17 protein-coding genes are annotated in these 24,889 nt (G+C 66.3%); 11 read left to right on the top strand and 6 right to left on the bottom strand.

Annotated features, from left to right (window positions below):
• Positions 1–235 precede the first annotated feature (235 nt).
• From HAV39_RS10645 to HAV39_RS10630, 4 genes are all read left to right on the top strand, one after another.
• The gene (locus tag HAV39_RS10645) at positions 236–2,065 is read left to right on the top strand and encodes a choice-of-anchor B family protein (RefSeq protein ID WP_191838996.1); all 1,830 of its coding nucleotides are present in this window, start codon (positions 236–238) and stop codon (positions 2,063–2,065) included.
• A 621-nt stretch (positions 2,066–2,686) separates the two neighbouring features.
• A complete protein-coding gene (locus HAV39_RS10640) occupies positions 2,687–3,985 on the top strand; it encodes an anti-phage 6A-MBL system MBL-fold protein (RefSeq protein ID WP_191838995.1) in 1,299 nt (432 codons plus the stop codon).
• Positions 3,982–6,513 (top strand): anti-phage 6A-MBL system cap2_3 protein, encoded by a 2,532-nt coding sequence (locus HAV39_RS10635; RefSeq protein WP_191838994.1) that lies wholly within the window; start codon positions 3,982–3,984, stop codon positions 6,511–6,513. The genes HAV39_RS10640 and HAV39_RS10635 overlap by 4 nt, the downstream gene beginning before the upstream one ends.
• Entirely contained in the window at positions 6,510–7,625 is a 1,116-nt protein-coding gene (locus HAV39_RS10630) for a patatin-like phospholipase family protein (protein WP_191838993.1), read from the top strand. The genes HAV39_RS10635 and HAV39_RS10630 overlap by 4 nt, the downstream gene beginning before the upstream one ends.
• Positions 7,626–8,251: 626 nt before the next feature.
• On the opposite strand, the gene HAV39_RS10625 is transcribed toward HAV39_RS10630, so the two are convergent.
• Positions 8,252–8,998 (bottom strand): MOSC domain-containing protein, encoded by a 747-nt coding sequence (locus tag HAV39_RS10625; protein WP_191838992.1) that lies wholly within the window; start codon positions 8,996–8,998, stop codon positions 8,252–8,254.
• 10 nt (positions 8,999–9,008) lie between these two features.
• Entirely contained in the window at positions 9,009–9,836 is an 828-nt protein-coding gene (locus HAV39_RS10620) for a hypothetical protein (RefSeq protein ID WP_191838991.1), read from the bottom strand.
• Positions 9,837–10,175: 339 nt separating this feature from the next.
• Between HAV39_RS10620 and HAV39_RS10615 the strand changes: the two genes are divergently transcribed.
• The 4 genes from HAV39_RS10615 (at position 10,176) to HAV39_RS10600 (ending at position 16,065) form a co-directional block, all read left to right on the top strand.
• A complete protein-coding gene (locus tag HAV39_RS10615) occupies positions 10,176–10,982 on the top strand; it encodes an aspartyl/asparaginyl beta-hydroxylase domain-containing protein (RefSeq protein WP_203736253.1) in 807 nt (268 codons plus the stop codon).
• Positions 10,979–11,854: a hypothetical protein gene (locus HAV39_RS10610; protein ID WP_191838990.1), complete on the top strand. Its 876-nt coding sequence runs from the start codon at positions 10,979–10,981 to the stop codon at positions 11,852–11,854. The genes HAV39_RS10615 and HAV39_RS10610 overlap by 4 nt, the downstream gene beginning before the upstream one ends.
• A gap of 362 nt (positions 11,855–12,216) precedes the next feature.
• Positions 12,217–14,874, top strand: a complete 2,658-nt coding sequence (alaS, locus tag HAV39_RS10605; RefSeq protein WP_191838989.1) for an alanine--tRNA ligase — start codon at positions 12,217–12,219, stop codon at positions 14,872–14,874.
• A 51-nt stretch (positions 14,875–14,925) separates the two neighbouring features.
• Entirely contained in the window at positions 14,926–16,065 is a 1,140-nt protein-coding gene (locus HAV39_RS10600; protein WP_191838988.1) for an alkaline phosphatase family protein, read from the top strand.
• 40 nt (positions 16,066–16,105) lie between these two features.
• Here HAV39_RS10600 and HAV39_RS10595 read toward each other — a convergent pair whose 3' ends face one another.
• From HAV39_RS10595 to HAV39_RS10580, 4 genes are all read right to left on the bottom strand, one after another.
• A complete protein-coding gene (locus tag HAV39_RS10595) occupies positions 16,106–16,405 on the bottom strand; it encodes a helix-turn-helix domain-containing protein (RefSeq protein WP_223124406.1) in 300 nt (99 codons plus the stop codon).
• Between the two features lie 410 nt (positions 16,406–16,815).
• Positions 16,816–17,292 (bottom strand): GNAT family N-acetyltransferase, encoded by a 477-nt coding sequence (locus HAV39_RS10590; RefSeq protein WP_191838987.1) that lies wholly within the window; start codon positions 17,290–17,292, stop codon positions 16,816–16,818.
• The gene (locus HAV39_RS10585; RefSeq protein WP_191838986.1) at positions 17,289–20,213 is read right to left on the bottom strand and encodes an orotidine 5'-phosphate decarboxylase / HUMPS family protein; all 2,925 of its coding nucleotides are present in this window, start codon (positions 20,211–20,213) and stop codon (positions 17,289–17,291) included. The genes HAV39_RS10590 and HAV39_RS10585 overlap by 4 nt, the downstream gene beginning before the upstream one ends.
• 260 nt (positions 20,214–20,473) lie before the next feature.
• Positions 20,474–20,611, bottom strand: coding sequence for a hypothetical protein (locus HAV39_RS10580; protein ID WP_191838985.1), 138 nt, complete (start codon positions 20,609–20,611; stop codon positions 20,474–20,476).
• A 619-nt stretch (positions 20,612–21,230) separates the two neighbouring features.
• Between HAV39_RS10580 and HAV39_RS10575 the strand changes: the two genes are divergently transcribed.
• The 3 genes from HAV39_RS10575 to HAV39_RS10565 all read left to right on the top strand — a co-directional run bounded on the left by HAV39_RS10575 (position 21,231) and on the right by HAV39_RS10565 (position 24,656).
• A complete protein-coding gene (locus HAV39_RS10575) occupies positions 21,231–22,685 on the top strand; it encodes an APC family permease (protein ID WP_191838984.1) in 1,455 nt (484 codons plus the stop codon).
• 112 nt (positions 22,686–22,797) lie between these two features.
• Positions 22,798–23,466 (top strand): hypothetical protein, encoded by a 669-nt coding sequence (locus tag HAV39_RS10570; RefSeq protein WP_191838983.1) that lies wholly within the window; start codon positions 22,798–22,800, stop codon positions 23,464–23,466.
• Positions 23,463–24,656: a pyridoxal-dependent decarboxylase gene (locus tag HAV39_RS10565; RefSeq protein WP_191838982.1), complete on the top strand. Its 1,194-nt coding sequence runs from the start codon at positions 23,463–23,465 to the stop codon at positions 24,654–24,656. Before HAV39_RS10570 ends, HAV39_RS10565 begins: the two co-directional genes overlap by 4 nt.
• Positions 24,657–24,889: the final 233 nt, after the last annotated feature.

Genomic DNA, 24,889 nt, shown 5'->3' with positions numbered 1-24,889 from the left:
CACCCGGGCGACGCCCCGTGATGCCTCCCGACGGTAGGAACCCGCCGTTACCGAGGCGTCACACCACCCGCCCCTGGACATTACGCGCGCCACACATCGGCAACCAGCCATGTGTGAGTGATCGTCGCGCATACGACGCAGGGGGCATCGCACCAGCGGTGCGCACCACCACTCCATTGCCCTCGAAACATTCGCATGTGACGATTGATGCACCGTCGAGGGGAGAGACCGCGCCATGCGAAAGACCTTGCGAACAGCTGGGCTCGTAGCGGGAGTTCTGGCACTGACGCTGGCCGCCGGGTCGGCCTGGGCACACGACCCGAACAGCGCCGAAGGCCGCGAGGAAATGCGGCGCATCATGCAGGACTACGAGGCTCCGGTCCGGGCCGAGGCCGCCGCGCTCGCCGCGACCCCGTGCGTCGGCGGCTTCGCCGGCACCTACCCGTGCAGCAACGTCGACCTGCTCAGCGTGCTGCCCCTGGGCTCGATCGGCGGCGGCAACGGCAACAGCATGTGGGGCTGGACCGACAGCACCACCGGCAAGGAGTACATCATCTTCGGCCGGACCACCGGCGCGGCCTTCATCGACGTGACCGTGCCGACCGCACCGGTCTACCTCGGCAACCTGCCGTCCTACAACGGCACGTCGAGCTCCTGGCGCGACATCAAGGTGTACGCCGACCACGCCTACATCGGCGCGGACTCCATCAGCTCGCACGGCATGCAGGTATTCGATCTCACCCGGCTGCGCACCGTCACCACCCCGCAGACCTTCGCCGCCGACGCCCGCTACACCGGTTTCGGCAACTCGCACACGCTGTCGGTCAACGAGGAGACCGGGTTCATCTACGCCGTCGGCACCAACACGTGCAGCGGCGGCGTGCACATGGTCAACGTGCAGAACCCGAAGGTCCCGGTCAACGCGGGCTGCGTCAGCAACGACGGCTACGTGCACGAGAACCAGTGCGTGGTCTACCACGGGCCGGACACCACATACACCAACCACGAGATCTGCTTCAACTACAACGTCGACACGCTGACCATCGTGGACGTGACCAACAAGGCCGCCCCCGTGCAGCTGTCGCGCACCGGTTACGTCGGCGTCGGATACACCCACCAGGGCTGGCTGACCGGCGACCACGCCCGCCTGCTGATGGACGACGAGACCGACTCGGACCTGCCCGGCACCAAGACCTTCATCTGGAACGTGTCCGACCTCAACGCGCCGGTCAACACCGGGGTGCACGTGTCGCCGACCATCCAGGCCACCGACCACAACCTGTACATCATCGGCACCAAGGCCTACCAGGCCAGCTACCGCGCGGGCCTGCGCATCCTGGACATCACCGGGATCGCGTCGAACTCCCTCAGCGAGATCGCTTACTTCGACATCTACCCGGCGTCGAACAACACCGGCTTCAACGGGGCCTGGAACGTCTACCCGTTCTTCGCCAGCGGCACCATCGCGATCAGCGGCATCGAACAGGGCCTGGTGCTGGTCAAGCACAACCCGGGCGCACCCGTCACCACGGTCTGGAGCGACACCTTCGAGACCGCCACCGGCTGGACCGTCAACCCCGCCGGCACCGACACCGCCACCCTCGGCGTCTGGGAGCGCGGCGACCCCGCGGCCACCACCTCCAGCGGCGCCAAGCAGCTCGGCACCACCGTGAGCGGCGTGAACGACCTGGTCACCGGCCGCCTGGCCGGCTCGGCGGCGGGCGACTACGACGTCGACGGCGGCCTCACCAGCGTGCGCTCCCCGTCGATCGCCCTGCCCGGCAGCGGCGTGCTGAAACTGAACCTGTCCTGGTATCTGGCTCACGGCAGCAACGCCTCCACCGCCGACTACTTCCGGGTCTCGGTGGTCCACTCCGGCGGCACCACCCAGCTGTTCAACCAGGCCGGAGCGGCGTCCAACCGCAACGGCGCGTGGACCACCGGCAGCTGGGACCTGTCCGCCTACGCCGGCCAGTCCGTCCAGATCCTCGTCCAGGCCGCCGACCTGTCCGGCGCGAGCCTCCTGGAAGCCGCCGTCGACGACGTAACCATCACCCGCCAGTGAAAGGAAGGGCACCTTCTTATCGCTATAGGGGGTCGACCTACATCCGCCCAACGGCATACGCCCACCGTCTTGACGGTCGTGGAGGACGTTGCCATCAGCAGAGCCAGCCGTCGCGGCCGATGAAGTAGCCCGACAGTCGCGAGTGGCCCCGAACGCCGAATTCCTGGCTTCGGGGCCGCAGACATCGGGGCATTGCCGCAGGCAAGTAAGGCGTACAAGCGTTCTAAGTAGTTACCCTCAGTGACACACGCCACGTATCGAGGCATTGCAATGCGCGCAATGCCCTCAATGTCCGAATAAATTTACGGACTCCACTACGCGTCGTTGCGGAGATGTCTGGGGCGAGGAGTATCCTCAGGGGACTTGGAATCGCAAAGACCCCGGGCGCGTCGCGCGAGGGCGACGAGCGCCCGGGGGCCGTTCTTGCGTCGGAACTCGAACGATACCCGGACTCCACGGTTTTGTGCGCGTACGCCGCGAAACTGTGATCTTCGCCTTTGCCCGTGTTCGGCGGCCTGAGCTGCACCGCGAGGTGCGGAGGAGGACCGCGATGGCGGAACCGTTGGATATTGAGGTAACGGTGGGCGGGTTGGCGCTCGGTGGGCCTGTCGGTGGTGCCCGATGACGCATACCGACCTGCCCGAGCAGGGTGTCGTCTTCTGGCCGGTTGGTACCGGCGACTCCACGACCGTTGTCGTGAGTGCACGTCATGTTCTTCAGGTGGACCTGCGAGACATGGCGGCAGCCGATAAGGATGGGGCGAAGGTGGCGGCGGTCATTGATCGGCTCGCCGAGACACTGCCGAAGACCGCAGACGGCAAGCCGTACCTGGCCGTCTTTGCGCTGACGCACGCCGATAAGGACCACTGCCAGGGGTTCGGCGACCTGCTCGACTCGAAGATCGTAATCGGCGAAGTTTGGGCCACACCGAGAATGTGGCGTGAGTTCGCTGACGAAGAGCAGTTGATGTGCCCGGACGCGGTGCGCTTCCATGAGGAAGCTGAACGTCGCGTCGCCGCAACACTGCAGGCGGTCGACAATGGCGTAGAACCGGCTAGCGGCGACCGCGTGCGGATCATCGGTTACGACTTCGACGTCGATGACTACTCGTATTCGGGATTGCCGGATAAGTACCTGTCCATCCCGGGCCAGGCCATCACGATGATCGACGGCGACGATGTAGCCGATCGGTTCGAGGCGTTCATCCATGCCCCGTTCAAGGACGACTGCGCCGAGTCTCGCAATGACACCTCGCTGGCCATGCAGATCACCTTGCGCGACCAGCAGAGCAGCACCGAGGGTTACCTGATGCTGTTCGGCGACCTGGCGTACACCACGATCAAAAAGATCTTCAACTACTCCTCGGCGCGCCGGCCCGAGCGGCTGCGATGGGACGTGATGCTTGCGGCTCATCACTGCTCGAAGAAGGTCATGTACCCGATCGGCGACAGCGGCGAGGAGTTCAAGCGCGACATCCTCGACGACTTCGAGAAGTACGCTCGGTCGGAGGCGTGCGTCGTGGCCAGTTCGCTGCCCTTCCCCGATTCGGACAAGCCGAGCGCGAACCCGCCGCATGTCAAGGCTCGCGACCGTTACGAGGAGATTGCGCCCAGCGGGGTGCTGTGTACCGGCGAGTACCCGAACGCGGATGCGCCGCGTCCCATCGTCTTCGGATTGGTGGCGCACGAAGGGCTCCGTCTCGTCCCTGTGGAAGCGGCGATCACGGAGGCTAAGAGCGCGTCCGGCAGCGGTTGGCGTTCAGGCGGTGGTCTGTTGGCCGCCCTCGGCGCGACTGTCGCGGTCGGGACAGCGGCTGCGGTCGTCGGTCAGCGCCGCGGCTTGGATGACGTCGAGAGTGCGGTCAAGCAGGCACGCGGTGCCGACGCGGCTCCCGCTACGGCGGTGGGGTTCGGCCGATGAGCGGCCCGAGTGTTGCCATGTCGGGTGGCCGCAGCCGGGGGCAGGTGCTCGCGCTGCGCCAGCTTGACAAGATCGAGCGGTCGTCGCTGGGTTCGCTAACCGTGTCGTTGGTGAGCGAACCCAGCAAGTCGGGAATCATGTGGGTGGAGATTTCTCTCGCCTGCGCTGGTGCAGAACATCGCGACGGGGGTATCCGGCTACGCGGCCGTGAGCGGCTGAGCCTCGGCGTTCTGGAGAACTTTCCCTTTAAGCATCCCCTGGTGTGGGTGCCGCACCGCCGGTTCGCCGATCATCCACACGTACAGTGGGGCAGGTCGTTGTGCCTGTACCAGTCGCCAGCGACGGAGTGGGTGCCGGCCGACGGCATGTTCGGTCTGATCGAACGGCTGATCTCGTGGCTGAAGTTGGGGTCAGTGGGTGAGCTGGACCCGGATGGCCGGCCGCTGCATCCGCCTGTCGCTTACCCGACTGCTGATGCCGGGTGTCTGGTGGTGCATGCGGACGCCCCACGAGCAGCCGAGGGGGCGCCGTGGCTTGGTGTGGCGGTTATGCGATGGGTCAGTCCCGCCCGCGCCGATGTCATCGGCTGGCGGGACATTACCCAGTCGTTGCCGCGTGCGATCACGTCTGAGGCGGCGAGCGATGACCCGCGAACCGGAGCAGTCTTTGCCGCACTCGCGGTCGTGCTCACACGTCCGATCGGGTTCGAGTTCCCCGATAAGACCGCTGACCTGGTTGATGCCCTTAACGGGGAGGGCGTCGATAAAGAGCGGCTGCTGGACTTGTTGGGTCGTATCGGCATCCACAACAAGGCGGTGTCGGAGCCTTGGCGTACCGGGGACTCGGGTACTGACGATGCTTTGGAGCTTCCCACCTTCGTGGTGGTCGGCACGCCGTCGCGTGGCATCGCCGGCGGTTCGGTTCGGCTGACCCATGTTGTGGCGTGGAGGCTGCCTTGGGTCGGAGCGAGGATCGCAGAGTTGGTGTCACTCAAGGATTCCGACCACGACGAGCTAGCCGACATCGGCAGGGAGGTCGTCGAAATCGGTAAGGCATGGCTGTCCGATGCTCAGCTGGAGTGGGCGAAGGTATACGAGCAGCGTCCTGAGGTGACCGTTCGGCGGGACAGTGGCAGCCCCGTCGAGTGGTTGGTTGGCAAGCGTGTCGTTCTCCTTGGAGCTGGTGCGCTCGGCGGTCCGATCGCCGAGGCTTGCGTACGCGCTGGTGTTCGATCTTTGGCCATCATCGACAACGGTCGCGTCAACCCCGGCATTCTGGTGCGCCAGTTGTACGAGGACGCCGACGTCCATCGCTATAAGGCTGAAGCCCTGCGCGATCGTCTCAAGCGCGTTCGTCCCACCTGCGACATAGAAAGCCTGACCGTCGATGTCGTCGACAGCGGCCTTGAGCTGGCCGATATTGTCGGCGTATCTGATCTTGTCATCGACGCGACCGCGAACCGAGCAGTGTCTGCGGTTTTGGAGCTTGCCCATGTGCAGCACGGGCGAGCGCTGATGTCTGTGATCATCGGACACGACGCGCAGCGTGGCATCGTCACGCTAGCTAAACCGCAGGCGACTGGCGCAGGGTACGACGTGCTTCGTCGAGTCGGTATCGCCGTGCATGCCGATCCGGCGCTGCGGGACGTGGCTGAGGACTTTTTCCCAGAGTCGCCGCGTACGACGTTCTTCCAGCCGGAGCCCGGCTGCTCGGAGGCCACATTCGTCGGCTCCTACCCCGAGACCACGGCGCTGGCTGGCCAAATGCTTCTGACAGGTCTACGGCTGATCGCGGACGAGGGCGCTGCTCCGATGAGCGCCGCGATTGTGCGGCTGTCTGGCGGTGCCATGGTCAGTACCGGCGCCACTCTGTCGTGGCCCAACGACATGGCCCTGACCGATGACGCTTCGGGAATGGAGATCCGGGTCAGCGCCGAGGCGTTGGCGGAGATGCGTGCCGAGGCCCGGCGCGGACGTCGGGCACGTCGACCGAACGTGGAAACCGGTGGGACGCTCCTTGGGCAGATCGATGATGCAGTCGGAGTCGTATGGGTTTCAGCCGCCACCGGCCCGCCACCAGACAGCCGCCTGTCTTCGACGCTCTTCGTGCACGGCGTGTCCGGAGTCGAACAGATCTCACAGCACTGGGACCGGCACACTGCCGGCGCAATCCGATTCATTGGCATGTGGCACAGCCACCCCTTCGGGATCGCCTCGCCCAGCCCGACCGACGAACAGGGGATGGCGCAGCTCGTCCTACCGGTGGCGAAAGCGCCGGACCGCGCTTTGATGATCATCGTCGGCGGGGTGGCATCTGTATGGCAGGAGTGGCTTGACGACGGCACGCGCCCAGCCGTCTACGCCGAACTCGTCGAACGTCACGCCGACACCGCGCAGGCGCAGGCGCGCCACCTGCCACCTGCCACCCCACGGGAGTGGTGGCACGGTGGGTACAGCACAGATCGAGAGCGGCAGGCTGGCCGAGGCGGATTGGCATTACTCCAGATACCGGAAGGCGGTAGCGAATGATCAGCGGCGCTCGAACAATCGGGCTGGCCTTGTCCGGTGGAGGCTCCCGCGCCGCAGCCTTCCACCTCGGCTGCCTTCGTGCACTGCACGATCTGGACCTACTGGACCGCGTCCGAGTCGTGTCCGGAATTTCCGGTGGCTCCCTACTGGCGGCCTTATGGGCCTATGGTCCGAAGGAGTTCTCGGACTTCGACGCCGCGACGACCGAGCTGCTACGTCGAGGCCTTCATAGAGACATCGCCTTACGGGCCTTCTGGCCGCCCACGACCGTTGCGCGCAACCTCATGTCTGCCACCCGGGCGGGAATACTGACCGCGTCACGCCCGCTGGGCGCACAGCCGCGGGCGCTGCGTCGCTCCCACCGAACCGACGCCCTCATCGGAACACTTCGCGACAGGGCATTCGCGGATCTGAAGCTGGCCGACGTCACCCACGCAGGGCTCGACGTCGTGCTTACCGCCTGTGACCTGAACACGGGTAAGGCCGTACGCTTCGGCAGCGTCTGCAGTTCGTGCACTGCGCATGGCACCATCGTTAGTCCGGTCACCGTCGCGGAAGCAGTGGGCGCATCTGCCGCGTTTCCGGTGCTTCTGCCCGCCTTGCAGCGAAGCTTCCTCTTCGAGCGCAACGGGCGCCGAGAACAACGCGATGTTCTACTCACTGACGGCGGGATCTACGACAACCTCGGCATATCTGTCCTCGACCCAACCAGATCAGTCGGGTTCACCCCTCACATTTACAACGTGAAGTACATCGTCGCGTGCGACGCTGGCGTGGGTGACCCGAAACCTCACATCGCACAGTTTTGGCCCGCCCGAATGAAGCGCAGCTTCGAGATCACCCATCGCCGCGCTCAAGATGGCGGCCGAGCCCATTTGCACCAAACGCGGGCTGCTGGGCACATCGACGGTTTCGTGCACGCCTACCTCGGTATGGCAGACCGGCGTTTGCCGGTTCCGGTACGCGACCTCGTAGCGCAGCCGCACGTAGCCACCTACCCGACCAATTTCGCGTCCATGAGCCAAGAGAACCTGCGCCTCATCTCCACTCGAGGTGAACAGCTTATTCGAACCTTGTTGCCGCACTACTGCCCAGATCTCGTACGAGTCTGACCATGTTGAATCGGCCTCTACGCAGCGCGTCGTAGGTCTTCCCACAGCTGCCGCAGCAACCTCCGGTCGCTCGTCGGGACGTCTTCATGTGCTACGTGCTCCATCAAGGCCATCTCTGCCGCGGCTTGGAACACTCCGAAGTGGCTACCTGCCCCCGGGAATCGCTCTCGCAACGCGCTGAACAGAAGACCAAGCTCGCGGCCGTGGCTCCTGCGGACTGCCTCCCGCAGAGGTACAAGGTGTTCGGGGGTCCACACCTGCGAAACGGCGCGCGCGACGTTCAGCGCGCTGTCCGGCATATTGCTGGTCTCGATGAGAAGTTGGTTCACGGCGGGCACAGTACCGCCGACCCCCGACACCCCTGGCATCTCCGCACCGTCGACTTTGCGTCGCGCTCAGCCTATGCCAAGGAGGGTGCTCCAGGCGGGCAGGCGAAGCATTACGCGGCTGGCCGCTTGCCCATTGAAACTGGAGATGGCTCTATTGATCGGTAGGACAAAGTCGTCCGGTCAGGCTGCGGCGTAGCGCACCTTTTCCTCGTGTAACAAGGCGCGCACGGCTTCGCGGATGTTCATGATCATTCAGAAAGTCCCGGCCGGACGCTAAGCCGGACGCACGGCAGAGCGTCAGGTCGCCGAAGTCTGGTTGCTCCACAGCGCCGATACCAATGGCCAGATTGCCGCGCCGTATGCGCCCGGATGTAAGCCTTCGTCGGCGAGCTTCCGCACGGCCTCGGGTGACCAGGACGGCGGCGCCAGATCAGCCGGAAGCACACGATGTCCTGGCAGGCCTCGGTCCACAGCCTGCCGGAGCCATCCGGGTAGTGCGCGATGGTATGACCTGCTGGCACCAATGGCGGTGAGGAACTCAGGCGACCGGACGACCGTGCCAGCTGGGATCTGGCCTACGGCCCAAGCCGCGCGGGCTTTGAAGTCTCCGGGTACCGGCGGGTAGACGTCGTATTCGAACGCCGCATGCTCGCTGTGGCCGATCCGCCCTGGTGAGGTGATCACGGCCAGATGCCGGTCGAGTTGCCTGAATCGGCCGAGCGGCGTTCCTGCGAGCCGTGCGCCGTGGGCGCACGGCTCGCAGGGAAAGGTGATCCTCATCTGCGTTTGGCCGATGGTCACGCGGGCTCCGGATCTTAGGGATCCCATCTCACCGCTGATGATGATGTTGGCTCGTGACCCGGCCGCGCTAACATCATTGTTTTGGAGCGAACCGGCCGTCGTGATGTTGACTTGCCGTGGTGGGCTGGTCGGCAAACTGCGGAGGATTCCCGCCACCGGATCGACGTCGAGGTAGGTCTGCTCGGTCATGTCAGCTTCGCGCGCTAGCTTGATAAACAGCTGGCTGACATGCGATGTCGACATGTAGTCGAGCCTATGCGAGGAATTGGACTGGCACAGTCAGGGTGGCCTTCGCCGCGGACACGTCGTCCGGCTTTGCGCCGAGGATCATCTCCGTGCGCCTCTTGGTCGACCACCAGCGGTCTTCCCAGTGGCGGTCGCTCATCGTGAGCGGAGTGTCGGCGAGGTGCGCGATCTCGCGCTCCTGGCTGCTGCGGTGGAAGACCCAATCAGGCTTGGGCTTCACCCGGACCGCCAGCTCGACGTACGGGCCGCGCCGGGTGTTGGGGATGAACTCGAGCGGGGCGAACGCCATGACCCACGCCTGCGTGTCGTCGTCTAAGGGGTATCTGACGAAGAAGCGATGCAGACCGTCGGCCTGGTCGTCGCGCTCCAGCCAGAACGGCCCGCGTCGTACCAGGGCACGGATCAGCTCGACCAGCCCGCCCGCCGTGGCGATGCCCGGGGCGAGAATGCTGGCGACCTGCACGTGGGGGTCTACCAACGCGTTGGCGACCAGCTCGGATACGTCGGCAGTCACTGCCTCGCTGCTCGCATCCGCATTGACGTCGAGAACGTGGTAGTCCCAGCGGACCGTGTCGGCGTCCTTGGCGACGAGTCGGGCGAACTGGCAGCCGTTTTGGCCACGGGTGTGCCAGTCCCTCTGGGCGAGCGCGCACAGCCGGCCCAGCGAGGGTGCCTCCGTCTGTGCGGCCAGCCGCGCGACTACCGCGTGGTAGGCGGGCGGTTCCGGGAACCTGCGTAGCCCGTACTGAGCGGTTCCGGCAATAGCGGTGAGCTCCCTGGCCCACCGGAGGTCCGAGCTGTCGAAGCGCACGGCCTCGACTGTTGTGGTTTTCATGAGTGCGACACCTCACCTCGCGTGGATGCACGTCGATGGCGGTCAGCCCGACGTCGTGAGACCCCGTGTTTCGGGCTTTGAACCAGCCTGGGACATCGGTGGTGGTGAGGGAATCGCCGTGCGTCGCAGTGCTGATGCATCCGTGTTGCAGTGACGTCGTAGGTCTGCCCGGTGTTGCAGCGCGACTGCACCACCCCTGCGACGAGCCTGCAACGGTCGCATCTATTCCGATTGGAGGCGTGTCGCACAGGCTGGGCGAACGACTCATCGATGGAAGGAGGCGGTCACGTGCTAGTACGGGATATGAGACCGGCTAGCCTCGCCGAGCAGGTCGGTAGGGTGTGCGCGCTCGATGGCGCGGTGCTCGACCGGATGCGTCACGAGGCGCTCACGATGCCGAACGCCTGGGTGGCGGAGTACGGCGAGTTTCAGAGCGGCGGTTGGTGGACCCTGTCGCTGTTCAACGCGTCCGGCGATCCGGCAGACGTGACGATCGCGGACTGCGAGGCGGTGCCGACGTCGCTGCTGGAGCGGATGCCGGCGACCAGGGCCCTGCTGGACGGCCTCGGGTTGGTCTACATGTGGGTGCGGCTGGCCCGGCTGGCGCCGAACTCATTTCTGTGGGAGCACCGCGACTACGGCGAGCTCTCGGAACGAGAGCACTACCGGCTGCACATCCCGCTGCAGACCAACCGGTCCGCGGGGTTGGTGCTCGGCGGTGCGAAGGTCCACCTGGCGGCCGGAGATCTCTGGCGCCTGGTGCCGACCAACGCTCACGGCGCGTGCAACCTGCTCGGCCCGGACCGGATCCACCTGATCCTGGACTGCTACGGCAACGATGGCTTCGCCAAGCTTGCCGGCCGGTCGCGCCTAGACGACGGAGACGCCGTCATGCTCCCGTCCGCGTCCGACGCTGAGCTGGACCGGCATGTCGATGACGCGGTCAGGCTGGCGCGGTTGGGCTACACCGAGACGGCCGAGCGCAGCCTGCTGCGACTGTTCTACCGCTACGCCCTGCCCGAGGGTCGCGTGTATGACCTGCTCGCCACGATGCACATGACGCTCGCGCAGCCGGAGGCAGCGCGGGCGTGGCAGGCCAAGAAGATGCTGATGCTCGGAACCAAGGATGAGGGGGGTCGGCAATGACACTCGCCTCGATCGCCGAACTCGTCGCCGCGAGCCGCCCCCACGTCTTCACCCTGCTGGAGCGGGCGACGGAGAAGATCACCGCCAGCCCGCACGTCACCCACGTCTATGTTCGCGGGTCGTTGGCCGCTGGCCGGGCAGACCGGATGTCCGACCTTGACTTCGTCGCAGGCGTCGCCGACGAGTGGTTTGAGGACTTCCACGAGGCCCTCGACACCTTCATGACTACCGAGTTCAACGCGATCCTCCCCGGCTGGCGCGACACTATCGTGAACAAGATGGGCGGCATCGGCTACGTCTACCTCGTCGAGAACGACGGCAAGCTCTACCAGCTCGACTTTTATCTGGTGCCGGCCAGCCGAGCCGAGGATGTGCCCGCACGCACCACCCGGGCACGCCTCCTCCACGCCCGGGATTACGTTCCAGCCTGCGACGCGGCACTGCGTGTGGAGATCGCCAAGTACGTCGCACTGACGGCGGAGCGGCCCCGGTCCTCGGTCGAGCTGATGGTGGAACTCCTCGTCCTGCTGCAGATGGTGTACAAGCGGGTGCGGCGCGGCCAGCACTTCTCCGCCTACGGCGAATGGGTGATGGCTAGGGAGACCGTCCGCGACTTGGTGCGCAGCTCGCTGGTGCCCACCTCGCCGAACTGGGGCTGGTACCGGCTGGAGGAGGAACTGTCAGCCACGCCGATCGGCCGGGCCTGCGGGCGCAGCCTGCATGACCTGCTGCTGTTGCAACCGCCGACCAACGGCACGGAGCTGGACAGCCTCGTGGAACGATGCCTGCACATCGCGGAGATGGCCGCGCCGGCCACCGTCGCACAGCTCGCTGACGCGATCGCCTCCTACCGGGCATACCTCGACCTCTAGGTGCCCCACGTCAAACGCTGCCTCATCGCGACACATCAGCAACCCGCTTGACCATCCGCATCGCACCGGGTAGTAATGGGATCGATACCCGGCGTCTGTGGCGCCGGAGCGGATGAACGGAAGTACTGATGATCGCGGTGGGGCGGCGAGCTAGCTGCGCCGAGCCGGTAGCCGGGGACTGCGTCCTCGCCTGACCCTCGGCCTGGCTCGGCGAGACCTGCCTGCCCAGACTTCCCCCGCACGCACCTGCAGACGGCTTGATCACACGTCAGCGGCGAGGTCCCTATTCCACGCGCAAGCACGCGCGCCGGAGCGGGTTTCTGAAGGTGCGTCGGCCCTCATCCGACAAGCGAGGCCGACTCATGCGTTCCATCGACATCCGCCGTACCTTCTTCGACTACTTCGGGCAGCGCGACCACCACCTGGTGCCATCCGGGTCGCTCATCCCCGACGATCCAACGCTGCTGCTGACCAATGCCGGCATGGTGCCGTTCAAGCCCTACTTCAGCGGCGAGCGGGTGCCGGAGCATCCTCGGGCGATGTCGCTGCAAAAATGCGCGCGCACCGTGGACATCGACAACGTCGGGCACACCACCCGGCACGCCACGTTCTTCGAGATGGCGGGCAACTTCTCCTTCGGCGACTTCTTCAAGCCCGAGGCGATCGCCTGGGCGTACGAGTTGGTGACCGAGGGCTACCAACTCGACAGGGAGCGGCTGTGGGTGACCGTGTTCCGCGACGACGACGAGGCGATCTCCCTATGGCGCCGCCTCGGGGTGCCCGCCGAACGCATCCAACGCCTGGATATGGCTGACAACTACTGGTCCATGGGCGTGCCGGGCCCGTGCGGGCCATGCTCGGAGATCTTCTACGACCGCGGCGACTCCTACGGTCGCGACGGCGGACCAGCGGTCAACAGCGAGCGGTTCCTGGAGATCTGGAACCTGGTGTTCATGCAGTACGAGCGAGGCGCGGGCGACGGCAAGGACAGCTTCCCGATCCTGGGCGAGCTCCCGGCGAAGAACATCGACACCGGCATGGGCATCGACCGGATGGCGCTGATCCTGCAAGATGCGCGCTACATCTGCGAGACCGACCTGGTCGCGCCGACTATGCACCGTCTACAGGAGATCACGGGTGAGGAGTACAGCACCCTGCCGCCGAAGCAGCAGGTGTCCTATCGGGTGATAACCGATCACGTCCGGTCAGCGGCGTTCCTGGTCGCCGACGGTGTCCTTCCGTCCAACGAGGGTCGCGGCTACGTGCTGCGCCGGCTGCTGCGCCGCGCGGTACGCCATGCGCGGCTGCTCGGCGTCGAACAGCCCATCCTCGACGACCTCACCGGCAGCGTAATCGGCAACCTCGGCGACGTCTGGCCGGAGCTGGTCGGCCAGCGCTCGCTCATCGGTAAGGTCGTCACCCGGGAGGAGGACACCTTCGACCGGACGCTGCGGCAGGGCACGAAGCTGCTCGACACCGCGATCAAGCAGTCGCGGATCGGCGGCGCGCTGCCAGCGGAGACTGCGTTCGAACTGCATGACACCTACGGCTTTCCGATCGACCTGACGGTGGAGATCGCGGCCGACGCCGGCCTGGACCTCGACCGGGACCGGTTCGCGCAGCTCATGGACGAGCAGCGTCGCCAGGCGAAGGCAGCGCGCGCGGACCTTACTCCTGGCCTGGTCAAGCTGGATGTCTACCGCGAGATCGCGGGCCGGCACGGGCGCACGGCGTTCATCGGGTACGACGATCTGGCGGGTGAGGCGACCGTGCTCGGGCTGCTGCGCGACGGCAGCCCGGTCGAGGCGGCGGTGCAGGGTCAGCGGGTCGAGGTGATCCTCGACCGCAGCCCTTTCTACGCCGAAGCGGGCGGCCAGGTCGGAGACATCGGCACCCTCACCACCGGCGAAGGGGCGGTGCTGCAGGTCGACAAGACCCGCTACGGCATCGACGGTCTGCACGTGCACACCACGCACGTCCTCAGCGGTGTGGTGACGACCGGCCAGACCGTGGTGGCGACGGTCGACGAACAGGGTCGCCAAGCGACCGCCCGCTCGCACAGCGCGACCCATGTCCTGCATGCAACGCTGCGCCAGCGCATCGGCGACCACGCCCGCCAGCACGGCTCGCTGGTCGAGCCGGGGCGACTGCGCTTCGACTTCAGCCACTTCGAAGCCATCGGCCCCGACCAGCTCGCGGCGCTGGAGGACGAGGTCAACCACCGTGTCCTGGGCAACCCGGAGGTGCGGGTCTGGCACGCGACACGCTCAGAGGCGGAGGCGGCCGGGGCGACGGCGCTGTTCGGCGAGAAGTACGGCGACGTCGTGCGCATCGTCGACATCGGCGACTTCTCCCGCGAGCTGTGCGGCGGCACCCACGTCGGCTACGGCAGCCAGGCCGGACCCGTGCGCATTCTTACCGAGTCGTCGATCGGCGCCGGCCTGCGCCGGGTCGAGGCGCTTGTCGGCGTCGACGCGCTGCGTCACGCCAACCACGAACGCGCAGTCCTGCGTGAACTCGGCGAGTTGCTGGGCGCGCGCCCCGATCGGATCGTCGAGCAGCTGACCCAGCGGCTCAGCGCCCTGGCCGCAGCGGAAAAGCAGCTCACTTCGTATCGCCAGGATCAACTCAACGTGATGGCGCGCGCCCTCGCCGACCGCGTCCGGTCGGACGCCGGGGTGCGCATCCTGGCTGAGTTGGTGACCGAGGTAACTGCGCCCGAACTACGCGGCATCGCAACCGTAGTCCTGTCGGCGCTTCCATCCGGCGAACCTGCGGCGGTGCTCCTTGGCTGCGTCCAGGAAGGCAAGGCCAACCTCGTTGCGGTCATCAACACCGCCTTCCACGACAAGACCGGCGTCGAAGCGGCCCGCCTACTGCAGGCAGCCAGCAGGACCGTGGGCGGCGGGGCCGGAGGGACCACGCTCATCGCGAACGCTGGCGGTCGCAGCGCCGACCGCCTGCCGGAAGCGCTTCGCGAGGCGGACGTCGCGGCCCGCGAACTGCTCGCGCTGCGCTGACCCTGTGGGGGTCCCGGCCCGCCGGGACCCCCACCACAGAGAGGATCTCCATTGACTTCCGACCTCGCGAAGATCCTGCCGGGCGTCGCCACATCGTTCGGCGTGCCGGGCTTCGCAGACCCGCTCGGCATCACACACCAGATCGCGGGTGCCCGCAGGGTGGCGCTGCTTCTGCTGGACGGGATGGGCTGGCACAACGTCCCCGCCGACCCTCAGCGTACGCCGGCGTTCCACGCCGTCATGACCGGAAGACTCGGTACGGCGCGGCCGATCAGCACCGGCTTCCCATCGACCACCGCCACCAGCATCGTCAGCCTGTGTACAGGCGCTCTGGCCGGCGAACACGGCATTCTCGGATACACGCTCAACGTGCCTGAATCCGACCGTGTGTTGGTGCACACACGCTGGACCGATGATCCTGACCCGCAGATTTGGCAGCCGGTCCCGTCGATCCTCGACGCGCTGCGGGCAGCCGACATCGCAGTCACCATCGTGAACCGCCCGGATTTGGCTCACAGCGGCCTGACACAGGTGACCACGGGCCAACGCGGCTACGTGATGGCACCCGACCCCGAGGCCTTGGCAGAGGGCATGATCGCCGCGGTCCGGCGAGAGCGGCGCAGTTTCGTTTACGGCTACTACTCCGGCATGGACTCCGCCGCTCACCTGCACGGCAACTCATCCGCCCAGTGGTGGAAGGCAGCCGAGACCGCCGACATACTCGTCCAGCGGCTCGTTGAAGGGCTTCCGCCCGACGCTGCTTTGATCATCACGGCCGACCATGGCCAGCTCGACATCCCCGCAAGCCGTCGCATCGACATCGACGACGACGCCGACCTTTGCAAGGGACTGCGGGTCATTGCTGGCGAGGCCAGAGTCCGCTACCTGTACACCGAGCCTGGCGCCACCCGCGACGTGCACGAGCGGTGGACGGAGAAGCTCGGCTCGGTCGCGCAGGTTCTCCTGCGAGACCAGGTCGTGGAGCGTGGCCTGTTCGGCCTGGTGCGTGACCAGCACAGGGCCCGCATCGGCGACGTCGTGGCCATCTGCGAAGACGACTGGGCGCTAGTGGCGACTAAACGTGAGCCAGCTGCGGAGTCACGCCTCATAGGCATGCACGGAGGCATGACACCGATTGAGAAGCAGATTCCGCTGATCACCGTGGCGGGAGATGGCACGGTGTCGGCGTGATTCGTGGTGGTCCCTGCACGGAGCGCGGCGCAGCTACTGCCTACTCTGCGTCCGGCGCCAATAGCGCGAACCGGCGCCGGACCTCGGTGGTGGCCGACTCCAACGCCCGATCCAAGATCGCCTGCATGTCAGGTCTGGGCGTGATCTGACGACCCTCCGACTCCCAATACGACACCGTACGGGCAGCCACGCCCAGATGCTCTGCAAACGCCCGAACGCTCATGCGCTTTGCGGCGCGCAACACGCGTGCCTCAACGCCAGTCCATAGGACGACGGTCAGCGGCGCTGTGCTATCCATGACGCCCTTCTCTCCATATTGCCAACCAGCGATGTGGGTCACCCGCCAGACCCTGGTCTTCGATTCGTCAAAGCACTCCAGAACCAGGGTCCATCGTGATCACTTGGTGCCGGGTTGGTATGCCTAGGCCTCGCGACGGGCGTCGCCAGGCCGTAAGCGTCTCCGAACGAAGGTCAGCGTGACCAGACCACGAAGGGGGTCCATGGTGACCCCTCCTTGTGCGCTCGATGGCACCGATTGATCGATCTGCGGCATGGAATCCCGTGTGCGTTCGCGCCAGACGGAACGCTAAGACACGCTGGTGTCTGTGTGCGAAGGAGAGGAGATCTTCAGCGAGTAGTCCCGAGGTCGAGAGCCCGGCGGGCACCTACAACGCTTATCGCATGGTTCGTGCGGCATGCCAGGTTGGTTTCAGGGCGACCGCCGCACGGGCCGAGGTGAGGGGGCGATGTTCACGCCAGTTTGAGGTCGTAGACCGCCCGGTGCTTGCCAGGGCCCTTGAAGTCGGTGACGACCTGTACATCGCCGATCAAGACATCACCAGTGCGGTTGACGAATCCGAGGCTAAGCCATGCTGCGTGGGCAGCGGAGTTCTCGGGCTCGGACGTAAGGAAGATTGACTGGCAGCCCCAAGCCCTGCCGTGATCTGCGACCGCTGCCGTGAGCGACTTGGCTACACCCTTGCGTCGGTGGTCTGGGTGAATCATCAGATCCTGGATGTACATCTCGCCCGGCGCGTCCTGGCTGCGGAATGCCATGATGGCGCCAGCCATCCGGCCCTCGTCGGCGGCGATCAGGCATGTTGAGGAGAACAGCGTGGCGTACATCCAGTAGTCAGACTCGGTCCTCGGCCTGATAAACGGAGCGCCCATGTCCATCAGTGAGATCACGTCGGAGATGTCACGCACAAACAGCGGTCGAATGTTCACGGCCCACCTACCGGTTCGAGTCTATGGATGGCCTCCAGCATGCCAGCTGCCGCAGTGGCGGGCGCGACCGCCTCGGTGATACTGCGGCCCACTATGAGAATGTCCCAGCTTCGGGACGCGACGATAGCGTCGTCGCTGGCGCTGAATCCTCCAGACACGCTGACCGGCAGGCGGGTCCAGCTGCGAACTAAACGGGCACCGGCCATAGGGTCGTCAACACCCACGCCGAGGTCGATGTTCGTCGTGATGGCAAAGGCGTCGACGCCCGCACGTTCCATGCTTCGCACCCAGCTCTCGTTGGCGTGGGCCGCCGGTATGTCGAGAACGATGGCAACGCCGAGCCGGCGGGCGGCCCGGGTCGCCGCCGTGACACTCGCCATAGACGCAGGGCCGATCAGCAGGACAGCGTCGGCGCCTGCGGCGGCGGCTGACTCGACCTGGTCCCGTCCCCAGTCGGCCGACATCATCTCCGCAACGAGTACGGCACCTGGGGCTGCACGCCTGAGCTCCTCGACCGCCCGGACGCCGTTGGCTTTGATCAAAGGATCTCCGACTTCAATGAGCCGTGTTCCTGCCCGGTCGAGGTCTTCGGCGATGTGGGCGGCCCTGTCCAGGTCCGGCAAGTCCAGCGCTACCTGCAATGTTCTTGAGTCGCGTAGTAGTCGGAAGCCGTCTCCTGATGCCCGCCTGGCATTGGCCCGCATGGCGTTGGACTGTGCCCGGGTCACTTCCTGCTGCAGCAGCCAGCTCTGCGTGCTGTGCGCCAGCGCCTGGATGCTGGAGTGGACGTGAGGTGGGGTCGTGGTGGCTGAAGCTGCGAACTCACGCAGGAGCATGAGCGCTGCCCGGTCCGCGGCGGCCCCGTGTGCCGGTGGATGGTCCGTGGACGGTGTGAGCAGCCGCAGCCGTTGCACTCGGGTTTCGATGTCGCTCGGGCAGCTGCGCCAGCTTGTCTGCGATTGGATGACGTCGAACGTCAGCGGGATCAGTCCGGCAGCAGGCGTCTCTTGAGGTTGGTCCATCAATGAGTCGAGAGCGCTGCGCCGGACATGCCAGTTGTCATCGATCAAGAATTGCGGCAGAAGCCGCCTGGCGAGATCATCTGGCAGGCTCGCGAGCCCTGCGGCAGTTGCGGCACGCACCTTGTAGTCGTGATCCGTCGCGAGGATGGTGGCGATGGATTCGCCGTCAGCCGTGCCGGACGTGATCGCGGTTGGCAGCGCAGTAGCCATGGCTGCACGGACCCGCCAGTCCGAATGCGCGCACAGCACCTCGGCGACATCGGCGTTCGCACCTCCCATCTTGGGGAACAGGTAGTAGTACCTGGCGATGAACGTCGCCTCTGCGGGCACGCGCAGATCGGCCTCGTCGAGCAGTCTTGTGGCGGCCTCGAACCCGAGGTGGTGAAGGTGGGCGGCCGCGTCCTCCCAGACCGATGAGCCGAAGGATCTGAGCTGTTCCAGGAACCACTTCGCGTGGCCGTCGCCCAGGGCGACGGCCGTGAACGGTGTGGCTAGGAGCGCACGGACCAGGTTCGGCGTGTCATGACGTGCCCTGCGGGAGGCGCGACGTAGCACGTCCTGGGTCGCGAAGCGCGTCTGGTCGATCAGTCCGAGCATGAGGGTCAGGGTCGACTCAGCATTGGTCAACGTCGAGCCGGCGACGAAGGAGAGAATCTCGGGGTTCCGCTGGTCGAGGGCGCAAACGGTGAGCAGGAACGCACCGCGGACGCTCGCGGAACTCTCGGCCCTGGTGGCGAGGTCGTTGAGCTGAAGGACGCTGGCGGTTGCCGGGCCGCCATCGGTGATCTGGTCGCACAGGCTTAAAGCGAGGAAATACTCGCGGATGACGTCGTGGCCGAAGGTGAGCTCGTCGCCCACGAAAGCAGTCAACGGGGGCGCTACCATCAACGCCATCTGCACCTCGTTGATCGCGTGGCTTGGCCGTAGCCTGGCCGACGGCCTCGATGAGGCCGACTGCGACTGTGCGTGAGCGAACTTGGCGAGACGCGACTTCGCGACCTCGGGTTGGTGGCCGGCGTTGGTCAGGATCGCATCGACGCAATGGTCGATAAGCTGAAACTCGTTCGCCTCGGCGGGTCTTGGTGCGCCCGAGGTGCGAAGCAGGCGCATGTAGAGCGGAACGGTGGCCAACTGCTGAACCGAGGCTGGTAGATCGTCGAATCGCGGGCTGCTGCCGACGCGGCTGGCTTCCCACGTGGCACGCGCTGTGCTCAACGGCCATGTGCCCAGTACGACAGATGAGCCCGGCACGTCGTTCTCGCGGAAGACCGAAGCTGCCAGGATCGGAAAGCGCGAAAGGTCGAACGTCGGGGGCGTCCGAATGGCCAGCACGAATCGCAGGTTGACGCTGCGAACCTGCCGCAATATCGAATCAACCTGTTGGCAGACGTGAGCTAACGTCTGTTCTGCTGTGATCCCGTCCAGCGCAACGATGTGCGGTTCGGTTAGGGACGTGACCAGGCGCTCCAGCGTGAGCAGCGGGTCGGGTCCGGGATCGGCTGAACCATACCGGAGGATGGCAGTCGCTAGGTCGAAGTCGTTATTCTCGCCGTCCGCTGCCTGCAGTTGCCAGACCGCACCCTGCTCAGTCTCCGCGAGATAGCGCACGAGCGAGGTCTTGCCGCACCCTGCCGACCCAGCTATGACAAACGTACGAAAGTCCGAGGCCAGGAACCGCGAGAACGCGGTTGTGGCCTCGACCGGTGGCAGATATCCCTCATCGAGGTTGGCTGCGCGAAGGTTCGCCATGATGCTGCGGCTGCGATCACGAGAGCGACTGGCCGAACCTTGTCCGGATTGGGCCGTAGCGGGCTGCGTCGCGTGTGCCGAGGTATCAGCGAAGGCAAGGCCCATGAGCCCGCGCTCTATCAGCAGGCCATCGGCGATGCGCTCCAGCACGTCGTAGGCGGTAACGCTTTGGCGGCCCTTGGCGATGGCGCTTACGCGGTTCTCCTGCAAACCCGTCGCGGCGGCTAGGCGCGACCGTGAGAATCCCCTCGCGCTGAGGAATCGGAACACCGCACCGACATCCCTACGGGCGAGGACGTCAGGCAATCGAACGCCTTCCACGGACTCCGTCAACCACCAATGCGGGTCGACCTGTGGCTCAGCACGCACCTAGACGTCACCTCCAGGTCAGATCATCTCCCGGATGGGTTTCATAGATCAAGATGAACCCTTGAGAGCGCATGGTGTCGAGGCCATTCCATCGTCACCTCGTCGCGGATCAGCTGATCAGACTGACCTGGCCAGTTGGCGGCGAGCCGCAGTTCCCGCAGGAACAGCAGGGGGTCCATCTTAGACCCCCACGGCGGTCTGATCTGCACCGGATTCGCTCGCCACGCTTGCTACATATCGCCGTTCGGTGATCAAGGCTCTCAATCCCGAGGGCTCGGGAGGTGCCGGCTCGGCTGGCGAGCGCCGTCACACGATGTGACTGGCGTGTGCCGGGTCGGCCTCCTGCGACGTTGTGATGTGGGGAGGCGGTCGCAGTGAGGTGCGACGACCTGGGGACGACGGGCTCTTGGCTGCCTATGGCGGTGCCCTCCGGCGAGTGCGCAGTCGACGGCCGCCATCTTTCAACGTCGCGAGGCGTGAAGTGAGCGGGTTGCTGGTAGGCGTGGGCTGGTACGGGCTACGGCCGTGCCGCGTGCCGGATACGCAGGAGTTATTCGCGGTCCGTAGGGACTGGCCGAATCAACGTACGCACGAATTCGTTCTGGCGCGGCTGACGGAGGCCGCTGCGAGCCGGGAGGCGGTCGCCGACGGCAGGTACTGGCGCCGCAGCCCGGTGCGGCCTCGGTTGAGTGTGGTGGCGATCAGTGCAAATGATCTGCGCATTCATCGTCGCCGACCCGACTGCTCGGCGCCTGACTGTCCCTCAGCTGCACCTACTCCGCTGATAGAGGTGGCGTGATGAGCGTGCGTGTGGCGCTGGCGCAGCGGACGTTGGGTTCGTCGGCTCTGTGGGTGTACGCGGTGGGTGCCTCGTCGCCGTTGACAGTGCTGGTGGGCGGCCTGCCGACGACTTACACGGCGACGGGCGTCGTGGGCGTGCCAGCGAGCTTCGTGGCGATCACGCTGGTAGTGGGTTTGCTGGTCGTCGGGTACGGCGCGGTGTCGAGGCACGTTCCTCACCCGGCACCGTTCGTGGCGATCCTGGCGCGGGGCTACAACCCAACGGTGGCGCTGGTCGGCGGTCTGCTGAGCCAGCTCGGCTATCTCGCCATCGGGGTGTCACTGTACGGGCTGATCGGCGCGACGCTGGCCGGGCTAGTCGGCGGCAGCTGGCTGGTGTGGGCGCTTGCCGCGTGGGCTGTAGTAGCCGTAGTCGGCCTGCAGGGCGGGGTCGCTAATGCGCGGCTGCTCGGGTCGCTGCTGGCGGTGGAGATCGCGGTGATCGTCTTCTACAACATCGCGGCCTGGTCGAACCCGGCCGATGGGCAAGTCAGCCTGGCTGCACTCGCGCCGTCGAACTTGGTGGTGACGGGTGTCTCTGGTGTGTTGGCCTTCGGGATGGCCGCGATGGTCGGCGCGGAGACGGCTCCGGTGTACGGGGAGGAAGCCCGTCCGGGGACGGTGGGACGGTCGATGCTGTCGGCGGTACTGTTCCTAGGCGCATTTTATGCCTTGGCAGCGCTTTCGATGTCGGTGACGGCCGGCCCGGGTGGGGTTGTCGACGCCTCCCGAGACCCCCAGAGCGGGCCTCTGGTGCTACTGGGCCGGGTTTACGGGTCGAGCGTGACCACGATCGCGACGTTGCTGCTGGTGACCAGCGTGTTGGCGGCGATCGTATCGTTTCACTCGACGTTCGCCCGCTATGTGTTCGGGATGGCCCGCGAGCGTCTGCTTCCGCCCGGCTTGGCGGCGGTCAGCCGCAGCGGCATGGGCGGCGCGCCGCGCGGCGGTTCGCTCGTGCACTCCGCGTCCACGCTCGTGCTGATCGGCACGTTCGCGTATTTCGACGCGGACCCGATGGCGACCATGTTCACGTGGCTGTCGACGATCGGCGCAGTCACGGTCCTGGTCCTGTTGGTGGCCGCATCGGGCGCGGCGCTGCGGTTCTTCGCCCACGGCTACGGCGCAGCCGAGGGCGTGTTCGTCCGGCAGATCGCCCCGATGGCTGGCCTAGTGCTCGGTGTCCTGATGATCGCGATGATGTTGGCGAGCCTGCATTCTCTGCTCGGCCTGCCGACGGGATCGCGGCTGCCGCTACTCGTCGTCGCGCTGATCGTGGTGGTCGCTGCGGCCGGGGCGGTGTGGGGCGCGCTGCTGCACCGGGCCGACCCGGTGCGGTGGGGCCAGGTCGGGCGCGGTGTGCCGCATCCACTGACCGCGGATGTGTCGCGCCTGCAGACGCTGGAGATGTGAGATGACCACCCCAGGACTTCACGATCAGGGCGCGGCTCACGCCGCAAACCCTCTGGTGGAGCACCCGTCGCGGTCGGATGTGCGCAGGCAGGCGGTCCAGCGGATGAGGCGTATGTCGGCGCTGCACGCCCGCCACGCCTGGGACCAGCGCTACCGCGACCCGATCGCCCCGCACTCCCTGGCGGTCCTATACGTGCAGCCCGACTCCGAGCGCGAGCAGCGATACCTGCTCAGCGCCGCGTGGCGGCTGTGGCTGGAGGGCCCGGAAGCCACCGACCTGCCACGCCTGTTGTTCGACCTGCACCATCAACTCGCCCCGCGAGCGGTGCTGGACGGGTTCGACATCCGAGACGAGCTGATGACTGGCCGGGACAAGACCATGTCGGCGAAGGCGGTCTATGCGGGTGTCGCCGTGTCGAGCCTGGACACCGAGAAGGGAACTTGGGTTCAGGCGCGACGGGCCGCGGCGTCGGAGGGTGACATCCCCGGCAGGGTGTTCGTGGTCCTGACCGACGGCACCGTCGTCCTCTGCGATCGGGGTGCCAGCACCGAGCTGGGGATGTTCAAGGTTCGCTCGACCCACGACCTGGACTACGCCCCGGGGCACTCGCCGTACTCGTGGACCGCGGTGACCCGGGCCGCTCTGAGTAAGGACCCTGACGACCCGCGCGATCCGCTGCGCTGGTTGGCGGCACTGTCGGACACGTTTGAGCAGGCCGACAATAGGCGGGTCCTGTCGACGCGGGCCGCAGGCGGGCAACCGGGGCGGAGGCGGGCATGACCCTGATCCCGGCCCGCGATACCGGCCCCACCCTGCGGGATTTGCTGGAGAAGGCCAGCGCCGGGCAGCGCTACAACCTGGCCTTTCCTGGTGCGACCGACCTGACCCATCAGATCCTCGCCGAGCTGATGACCACTCAGCTGCTCAACAACGTCGGCAGCCCGTATGACGGCGGCCACGGCCACAATCACACCAAGGGCCTGGAGGTCGAGGTCGTCGATATGGTCGGCGACATGATGCGGGCCCCGGCAACGCGGTGGGGATACGTCACCGGCGGATCGACCGAGTGCACCGAGCACGCGCTGCTGAACGCCCGAATGCAGTTTCCCGACCTGGTGGTCTACTCAAGTGCCGACGCCCACTACTCCGTAGCCAAGATCACCCGGAAATTGATGCTGCCGTTCGTGACGGTCGCCTCCACCCCGACCGGGCAGATGGACCTGACCGATCTGGAAGGCGAGCTTGCGCGGCGCCGCGACCGACCCGCGATGATCGTCGCGACTGCGGGCACCACCGTGACCGAGGCCGTCGACGACGTCGCCGGGATCACCGCCATCTGCCGGCGGCTCGCGCTGACCCGCCGCCGCATCCACGTCGACGCCGCCTTGTCTGGCCCGCCCCTGGCGCTGCTGCCGGAGACCGTCCGCCCAGCATTCGACTTCACCGCGGGAGCGACGTCAATCGGCATCAGCGGACACAAGAGCCTCGGCACACTGATGCCCTGCGGGGTGATCGTCTACGCCGAAGCACCGTACGCCGCGGCGATCGCCCGTGTCTCCTACACCGGCACCCGTGACGTCACTATCACCGGATCTCGGTCCGGCCACACGCCGCTGCTGCTGTGGAGCGTTCTGGCCGGGCTGGGCAGCGACCTGCACACCAATCGTTTCGACGCCGCACGCCAGTTGGCCGAGCAAGCCCGCGCACGGCTGGCTGATATCGGTGTCGACGCCCAGCGCAACCCGCACGCTTTCACGGTTTACTTCCCGCCCCCGCCGCCGGAGCTGCTTAAGAAATGGACCGTGACCGGCGACGAGCGGTACAGCCACATCATCGTGATGCCCGGCACGGAAGCGGAGCAGCTCGACGAGCTGGTCACGGACTGGCAGCTGCTGATGCGGCCCGTCCCCGCGCCGAGACGCAAGCTCGCACGGCTGCTCGGCACCGCCGCGACGAAGGGTGGGCCATAACCGCCGGCCAACGCGCCAACATAGTGCCTGGCATCGGCTGCTTCACGGGGGCACCCACTGGCTGAGCAGCCATGCCGAAATCTCCGTCGCCCGCAGGGGGTGCGACGGATCGCCCGGGACGAGGGGCCCCGGGCGGCGGTTCAGACCCGCGTGCAGCGCTGACCGAGCCGGACACCTCCGCCAGCGCTGTGCGGGTCTGGGCCGCCGCACCCCAAACGACTCCGGCAGCTTCC

The organism is Catellatospora chokoriensis (assembly GCF_011297315.1).
Classification (GTDB): domain Bacteria; phylum Actinomycetota; class Actinomycetes; order Mycobacteriales; family Micromonosporaceae; genus Catellatospora; species Catellatospora citrea.
The sequence above is the reverse complement of the archived record's forward strand: the minus strand, read 5'-3'. Positions and strand labels throughout refer to the sequence as shown.

Excerpts from the sequence above, each read along its gene's own strand:
- HAV39_RS10620 (WP_191838991.1), bottom strand. The coding sequence starts at position 9,836 with ATGAAAACCACAACAGTCGAGGCCGTGCGCTTCGACAGCTCGGACCTC.
- HAV39_RS10640 (WP_191838995.1), top strand. The coding sequence starts at position 2,687 with ATGACGCATACCGACCTGCCCGAGCAGGGTGTCGTCTTCTGGCCGGTT.
- HAV39_RS10630 (WP_191838993.1), top strand. The coding sequence starts at position 6,510 with ATGATCAGCGGCGCTCGAACAATCGGGCTGGCCTTGTCCGGTGGAGGC.
- HAV39_RS10610 (WP_191838990.1), top strand. The coding sequence starts at position 10,979 with ATGACACTCGCCTCGATCGCCGAACTCGTCGCCGCGAGCCGCCCCCAC.
- HAV39_RS10635 (WP_191838994.1), top strand. The coding sequence starts at position 3,982 with ATGAGCGGCCCGAGTGTTGCCATGTCGGGTGGCCGCAGCCGGGGGCAG.
- HAV39_RS10625 (WP_191838992.1), bottom strand. The coding sequence starts at position 8,998 with ATGTCGACATCGCATGTCAGCCAGCTGTTTATCAAGCTAGCGCGCGAA.
- alaS (WP_191838989.1), top strand. The coding sequence starts at position 12,217 with ATGCGTTCCATCGACATCCGCCGTACCTTCTTCGACTACTTCGGGCAG.
- HAV39_RS10645 (WP_191838996.1), top strand. The coding sequence starts at position 236 with ATGCGAAAGACCTTGCGAACAGCTGGGCTCGTAGCGGGAGTTCTGGCA.
- HAV39_RS10580 (WP_191838985.1), bottom strand. The coding sequence starts at position 20,611 with ATGGACCCCCTGCTGTTCCTGCGGGAACTGCGGCTCGCCGCCAACTGG.
- HAV39_RS10570 (WP_191838983.1), top strand. The coding sequence starts at position 22,798 with ATGTCGGCGCTGCACGCCCGCCACGCCTGGGACCAGCGCTACCGCGAC.
- HAV39_RS10565 (WP_191838982.1), top strand. The coding sequence starts at position 23,463 with ATGACCCTGATCCCGGCCCGCGATACCGGCCCCACCCTGCGGGATTTG.
- HAV39_RS10575 (WP_191838984.1), top strand. The coding sequence starts at position 21,231 with ATGAGCGTGCGTGTGGCGCTGGCGCAGCGGACGTTGGGTTCGTCGGCT.